Annotated in this window: 7 protein-coding genes; 3 read left to right on the forward strand and 4 right to left on the reverse strand. The window is 65.9% G+C overall.

Translation table 11 applies throughout. The features are described 5' to 3' along the window. Positions 1-305 precede the first annotated feature (305 nt). Positions 306-1124, reverse strand: a complete 819-nt coding sequence (locus OG874_RS40205) for a class I SAM-dependent methyltransferase (protein WP_330252252.1) — start codon at positions 1122-1124, stop codon at positions 306-308. Between the two features lie 41 nt (positions 1125-1165). Then, on the reverse strand, positions 1166-1714 hold the full coding sequence (locus OG874_RS40210; protein WP_330252253.1) for a helix-turn-helix domain-containing protein: 549 nt from the start codon (positions 1712-1714) through the stop codon (positions 1166-1168). 73 nt (positions 1715-1787) lie between these two features. On the opposite strand from OG874_RS40210, the gene OG874_RS40215 reads away from it, so the two are divergent. Next, positions 1788-2768 carry an alpha/beta hydrolase family protein gene (locus OG874_RS40215; RefSeq protein ID WP_330252254.1) on the forward strand — a complete coding sequence of 327 codons (981 nt, stop codon included), beginning with the start codon at positions 1788-1790 and terminating at the stop codon, positions 2766-2768. Between the two features lie 100 nt (positions 2769-2868). Here OG874_RS40215 and OG874_RS40220 read toward each other — a convergent pair whose 3' ends face one another. Together OG874_RS40220 and dtd are read right to left on the reverse strand one after the other, a co-directional pair. Then, entirely contained in the window at positions 2869-4368 is a 1500-nt protein-coding gene (locus OG874_RS40220; protein WP_330252255.1) for a hypothetical protein, read from the reverse strand. Positions 4369-4609: 241 nt separating this feature from the next. After that, positions 4610-5041: a D-aminoacyl-tRNA deacylase gene (gene dtd / locus OG874_RS40225; protein WP_330252256.1), complete on the reverse strand. Its 432-nt coding sequence runs from the start codon at positions 5039-5041 to the stop codon at positions 4610-4612. A 166-nt stretch (positions 5042-5207) separates the two neighbouring features. On the opposite strand from dtd, the gene OG874_RS40230 reads away from it, so the two are divergent. Together OG874_RS40230 and OG874_RS40235 are read left to right on the forward strand one after the other, a co-directional pair. Next, on the forward strand, positions 5208-5522 hold the full coding sequence (locus tag OG874_RS40230) for a hypothetical protein (protein ID WP_330252257.1): 315 nt from the start codon (positions 5208-5210) through the stop codon (positions 5520-5522). A gap of 15 nt (positions 5523-5537) precedes the next feature. Further along, positions 5538-6053: a YbaB/EbfC family nucleoid-associated protein gene (locus OG874_RS40235; RefSeq protein WP_330252258.1), complete on the forward strand. Its 516-nt coding sequence runs from the start codon at positions 5538-5540 to the stop codon at positions 6051-6053. Positions 6054-6067 lie beyond the last annotated feature (14 nt).

The following is a 6067-nucleotide window of genomic DNA, read 5'->3' on the forward strand; positions in this document are numbered from 1 at the left end:
CTGCGGCGAACCGCGGTCGGCCGGTCGGCCCGGTCGGCTCTCCGCACAGCTCAGGGCCGGTGCGGCGGGATGCGCGGCGTTGCGAGTAGGTAGCGGCTTCCGTTAGACATCCGCACGGCTCGGTCGTGCGTACCCGAGGTTCCGGTCCACCGGTTCAGGATTGCATTCATATCGGGATCAACCGGGTACAGCTACAAAAGGTTGGGTACGCATCGCGCAACTGGCTCGGGTCCGCCGAGCCAGGAATCGTATCGGGTCGAGCAGGCGACCGACGGGGCCGACTCCGACGGCGGAGTGGATTCGGCTCAATCCTGCTGCGGCGACAGTGTATCGGTGCGGCGGCGGACCGTTCGGATGACTTCGGTCCGAAGCGGGAAGTCGAATTCGCCCTCGGCGGTTTCCGGTCGACTGTGCAGATAGGTACTTATCCGATCGAGCAGTTCGGCCCGCTGCTGTGCCGATATCACCACGGTGTTCGAATGCGTACCGATTGTCGTGGTGAGGGATTCGGCGGTCCGTCGTTGGGTGTGCGCGAACTCGGACTGTTCGAATTCGGCGAACAATGGATGTGACGGCAGCTTGTTATCCCCGGCCGATGGAAGCGACGTGCCCGATCGCACGACCCGTTGGAGCTCGGCGACCCATTCGACGCGGCCGTCGTCCTTGTTCCAGAGTGCCGCGAAGACGCCGTTCGTGCGCAGCACCCGCGCGATTTCGGGGAAGGCACGAGCCTGGTCGAACCAATGGAATGCCTGCCCGGCCAGCACCGCGTCCACCGATCCGTCTTGCAGCGGAATCGCCTCTGCCGCACCGGAAAATGCCCGCACATCGGGGAACCGTGCGACCAGCTCGGCACGCATCGCGTCATCGGGTTCGACGGCGATCACCTCGGCGCCGATGGCCAACAGCCCCTCGGTGAGCTTGCCGGTGCCGGCGCCCAGATCGAGTACGACGGGCGCTTTCCGGTCGCCGATCGGTGCCAACGCCCAGTGAATGCCGGCCGCCGGATAGTCCGGCCGATGCTCCGCGTAGACCTCGGCCTGCGCGCCGAACGAGCTCGCCCGCTCCGCCCAGCGTGCTGCCCGGTCGATTGCCTGATCAGTCGAATTCTCGGATTCCGGCACGGCACGACGGTACCCGGCATTCGAGTGCGGGTGCGGATGATTTACCCGTTGTCGGCTTCCTCGGGTCCGCCGATGGGAAATAGGATCGGGCTGAGCAGGTACTGCGAACGGCCCGGTGCTGCCGCGTTTTTCAGCCGGGGCAGGATCGCGGCGCGCATATCGTCGATCAGGCCGAGCAGTTCCTCATGGTCGAGCCAGAGCGCGTGCTGGCGATAGCCGACGAGATCCGCGGCCGGATCGGCGGTTTCGCGGTCGAGGTAGGCATTGAATTCGGCGAGCAGAATGGCCGTCGCGGCGGCGAAGACGCGGCGGTGGTCCTCGATCGAGGCCGATGCGGCCCGATCGGCGTCGATGACCGCGCGCTCACGGCGCAGCTGGTAGCGGCGTTCTACCGCGCCGCGTACCCGCTGTTCCTCGACGACCTCGAGAATGCCACCCGTCGTGAGCAATTCGACGTGGCGGTACACCGTGGCCTTCGAGACGTCCGGCATCCGAGCGCACAGCTGTGCGGTCGTGCGCGTTTGCCCACCCGACATGGCGTGCACGATGCGCAGTCGCACCGGATGTGCGAGCAGCTCCATGGAGTCCATAGCCCCCATGTTCTCATCTGTGATACCTTTCTCAAAGTTGAGAATGATCAGAGGGCTCCCCGGGGAGGGCAATATGGAACGCAACGAGTCGCTGCGGACGATCGAAGCCGAGGCGTGGCAAGCGCCGGATTACGTGAATCCGGCCGCATTCGACGAGCGGGAGGTCACCGTCGGGTCCGGCGATTTCGCGGTTCCCGGCACGCTGAGCATGCCGCGGGGCGACGGTCCGTATCCCGCGGTGGTGCTGCTCGCTGGTGGCGGTCCGTTCGATCGCGACGGCACGGTTGGGCCCAACCGGATCTATCGAGATATCTCCTGGGGCTTGGCGAGTCGCGGGATCGCGGTGCTGCGCTTCGACAAGGTGACCTTCGCGCACGCCGAGAAAGTCGCGGCGACAATGGAATTCACGATGCGCGACGAGTATCTGCCGCATGCCCGCGCTGGTATCGAGATGCTCTGTGCGGCACCGACTGTCGATTCCGGACGGGTCTTCGTGGTCGGGCACAGCATGGGCGGCAAAGTCGCGCCGCGGGTGGCCGAGGCCGTGCCCGCGCTGGCGGGCATGGTCCTACTCGCCGCCGATACGCAGCCGATGCAGTGGGCCATGGTGCGGGTGCTGCGGCACCTCGCCGAGATCGATCCCGCGTCCGTCGCGGCGTTCCCGCCCATCGAGACCATCATCGAACAGGCGAAACTGGTTGACAGCCAAGATCTTTCGGACGCCACCCCGGCCGCGGATCTGCCGTTCGGCATGAGCGCCGCGTACTGGCTGGACCTGCGCGCCTACGATCCGGTCGCGGTCGCGGCGACGCTGGACAAGCCCATGCTGATTCTGCAGGGCGAGCGTGACTATCAAGTGACAGTCGCCGACGACCTGGCCGGATGGCAGGTGGGTCTCGATGACCGTCCGGATGTCACCATTCGGACGTACCCGGTAGACGACCACCTGTTCTTTCCGGGTACCGGTCCGTCCATGCCAGCGGATTACCAACGGCTGCAGCATGTGGACGCCGCGGTAATCGCGGATATCGCCGAATGGGTGCGGTCGCATTGACGGGGGTGTGGCGCGGCCGCATCTGCGGGTCGCGGCTCGGCGACAGAGATTCACGCAACGGATGCACGACCGTTCCGAAAACCCACTGGGAACTGCAGGGCTAGCTACCGTCGCCGCGGAAGAACAGCACGTTGTCGCCGTAGTCGGCGAGTGGAATCGCCAATGCGGCCTGCCGGATGCCGCTGGCGGGCAGGTGGGTGAGTTTCGCGAACATGTCGGTATTGCCGAAGGCGGCGCGGACCTGGGTTTCGGATGCGTAGTCCGCGCCGTAATCGGCCAGTGCGGCGAAGTCCAACGGCGCCAGCGGTGCGTCGAGCGGGGCTTGGCCACTCGGGCGACCGAGGGCGGCGTATTGGGTGGCCGCACCGTCCTCGTAGCGGCACAGCTCGTAGGCCATCTTTTCGTTCGCCGTCACGCTGATCACCGGCCAGCGTGCGGAAAGGTGCTGCGCCAGTGGATGTCTACCGACCGGAGCCATCTCCCAATTCAGGCTCATGACGACAACCGAACCGCCGTAGGTTTGTTCGATCAACACCACGTCGTCGCCGAGCGAGGGCGCCGAGTTCAATTCGGGATCGAAGGTATGCCAGTGGGTTTCGTGTGCGCCGCGGACCGCCGTGCGATCGACCTGCCGTGCGCTATCGGCGGCGTAGGCCGCGATGATCGCCGCGCGGACCTGGGCGACGGCATCACGAGAACTGCAGCGCACGCTCAAAGCGCCGAAGGTCGCGCCGATTTCGACCGGTCGTGACGGCGGATCGGGTAACGCGCCGGCGGCCAGCGGCTTCAGGCCGACCAGTGCGAGCTTCCAGTTGATCTCCTCGATCGTCGAGAGATCGCCCGAGGTTTGGTACAGGATCTGCTGCTGCGTCAGGTGTCCCGCGCGCTGCAGCGTGCGGCATTCGAGTTTGGTGAGCGCGGTGAAGGTCTTGTTGGTGAGGTCGATGTCCTCGATCCGGGTTTCCCGCAGCCGGGCCGTCATCTCGGGCGAGGTGAGCGCCGCGTAGCGCTCGCGGTACATCGCGATGGCAGGCTTGCGCTGCCGGCCGACCATCAGCGTGCGCAGCAGCATATTCAGACTGGCGAGGTACTTACCGGCCTGATCCGGATTCGCCGCGAACAGCGCGCTGCGGATCCGCACCGCGTCCTCGCTCGCGGCCACCGCGGCGCCCGGGTCGAGACGGCACAGCCACACGCCACACTTCGACAGTCCGTCGGCGCACACCGCGGCCACCTGCGCATGGTTGCGCGCCACCTGGCGATACGTATGGCAGGCATTGCGGATGGTGCTGGCCGCCAACTCCCGGTGCCCGATGTGGCGGGCCGCCTGCTCGAATACCCGCAGTGCCTCTTGCACTTCACCAGCGAACTGCGCGGTGACCCGTCCGGCGGCCAGCCAGTGCAGCCGGATGCCGACCGACTCCTGCGATGGCGCGAGCGCCTCGGCCGTCCGGTCGCGTCCGGTGCCGTTCTTGGTGGCGACCAAACCCTTGGCGAGTTCGCAGAGCGATGTGGCCAACTGCAACTCGTTCTCGACCGTTCGGTCGACGGCTGCCCGGCGATCCTCGGCGACCCGACGCTCGAGTGCACTCAGATCCATCGCGACCTCAACTCCCGCTTCACCTTCCGCGTACGGTCGTCGAGCGGCCGCATTCTGCTCGACCGAGTTTGCCATACAAACCGCCGGAATGAGCAGGCAATCCACCGGCGACCGCCGCCGCCACGATCGACCGGTTGACAGGTTCTGGAAGGCCGCTGCTGGGCACCCGTGCTGTTCTTCGCAGTTCGGAGCGGTGGTCGAGCAAACAAATGCGGTGCGAAGTTGTCAGGGGTGGTTGCACTCAGCTTTCGAGCAGCAGTGTCACGGGTCCGTCGTTGACCAGTTCGACATGCATGTGCGCGCCGAATCGTCCGGTGGCGACCGTCGCGCCGAGCGCACGCAGCGCCTGGGCGAACGCGTCGACCAGTGGCTCGGCGACCGAGCCCGGCGCGGCCGCGGACCAGGACGGGCGACGACCCTTGGCGGTGTCGGCATACAGCGTGAACTGACTGACCACCAGAATCGGCGCGTCCAGATCCGCCGCCGACCGTTCACCCTCGAGAATCCGCAGCCGCCACATCTTGTCCGCCAACGCTTTCGTGGTCGACTCCGTATCGTTATGTGTCACCCCGACCAGGGCGACCAGTCCCTGCGGGTTCGGATCGATCCTGCCGACGGTCTCGCCGTCGACGGTCACCTGAGCGGCGGACACACGCTGCACCAGTACTCGCATCCCCCGATCCTCGCACCCCGGTAATCGCCCGCTGCGCGCTGTAACTACCAGGGCACTTTCCGTTCATGTCCGTGCTACTGACGAGTCGCCGAGCGCTGTCATCGTCGAATTACAGGATCCGATGGTGACGATGCGGGGGACCGCAGGAACTCGAGGAGTTGGCGCGATGTCGGACAAGTTGAGACATGACGCGGACCTGTTCGAGAAGGCCGCGGAGCGGACCAGCGCGGTTCGGGATCGGGTCAACGCCGTGCTGAGCACGTTGGATTCGGCGCTCGCCGGACGTGGCGCACCCTGGGGCGACGATAAGCTCGGCGCACAATTCGCCGAGGGGCCACAAGGTTATAAAGTGGCGCGCCAGCAGATGACCGCGAATATCAAGACCACCGCGACGAATTTCGACAACTTCTACACCGGTCAGACCAAGACCGCCAAGGAGTTGCGGCGCATGGACCAGTCCAACGGCGACGGTTTCCAGTAGTCCGGGGGCGGGGGTATGGCAAACGAATTCGCCAAGGCCGAGATGGCCGCGGTACTCGATGAAGTCCAGCAGCAGTTTCGGGCGATCGCGCAGGTGCAGCAGCAGCGGGCCGAACTGATCGCCAGTGCGACAGTGCGCAAACGGGTCACCGTCACCGTCAATGCCGACGGCACCATTGTCGAAACCAAATTCGCCTCCGACATAGACGAATTGAGCTACGGCGAAATCGCCAAGGCCGTGACGGAAGCGGCGCAGAAAGCCACCGCCGAGGTCACGCGCAAGGCGCAGGAGCTGATGATGCCCCTGCACGATCGCCGCGCGCGACTGCCCAAACTCTCGGATCTGGTCGAGGGCATGCCCGACCTGAGCACCGAAATGCCGATGGCGCCGAAGGTTTCGCTCGCGCCGCCGAATGCCGACGAACGGCGCGCCGCCGCGGCGCAGGACAGCGCCCCGATGGAATTCAGCGATGTCGAGGTCGTTTCTCGGCAGTCGGGCGCGGACCGCGGGGTTACTGATTCCAGCTGGTGACCCAGGGGTGAGCG

Origin of the sequence: Nocardia sp. NBC_00565, from assembly GCF_036345915.1 — a bacterium.
In the GTDB taxonomy this organism is placed as follows: domain Bacteria; phylum Actinomycetota; class Actinomycetes; order Mycobacteriales; family Mycobacteriaceae; genus Nocardia.

What these genes read in the sequence shown, in the direction of transcription:
- OG874_RS40210 (WP_330252253.1), bottom strand. Translation starts at nt 1,714, where the DNA reads ATGGACTCCATGGAGCTGCTCGCACATCCGGTGCGACTGCGCATCGTG.
- OG874_RS40215 (WP_330252254.1), top strand. Translation starts at nt 1,788, where the DNA reads ATGGAACGCAACGAGTCGCTGCGGACGATCGAAGCCGAGGCGTGGCAA.
- OG874_RS40220 (WP_330252255.1), bottom strand. Translation starts at nt 4,368, where the DNA reads ATGGATCTGAGTGCACTCGAGCGTCGGGTCGCCGAGGATCGCCGGGCA.
- dtd (WP_330252256.1), bottom strand. Translation starts at nt 5,041, where the DNA reads ATGCGAGTACTGGTGCAGCGTGTGTCCGCCGCTCAGGTGACCGTCGAC.
- OG874_RS40230 (WP_330252257.1), top strand. Translation starts at nt 5,208, where the DNA reads ATGTCGGACAAGTTGAGACATGACGCGGACCTGTTCGAGAAGGCCGCG.
- OG874_RS40235 (WP_330252258.1), top strand. Translation starts at nt 5,538, where the DNA reads ATGGCAAACGAATTCGCCAAGGCCGAGATGGCCGCGGTACTCGATGAA.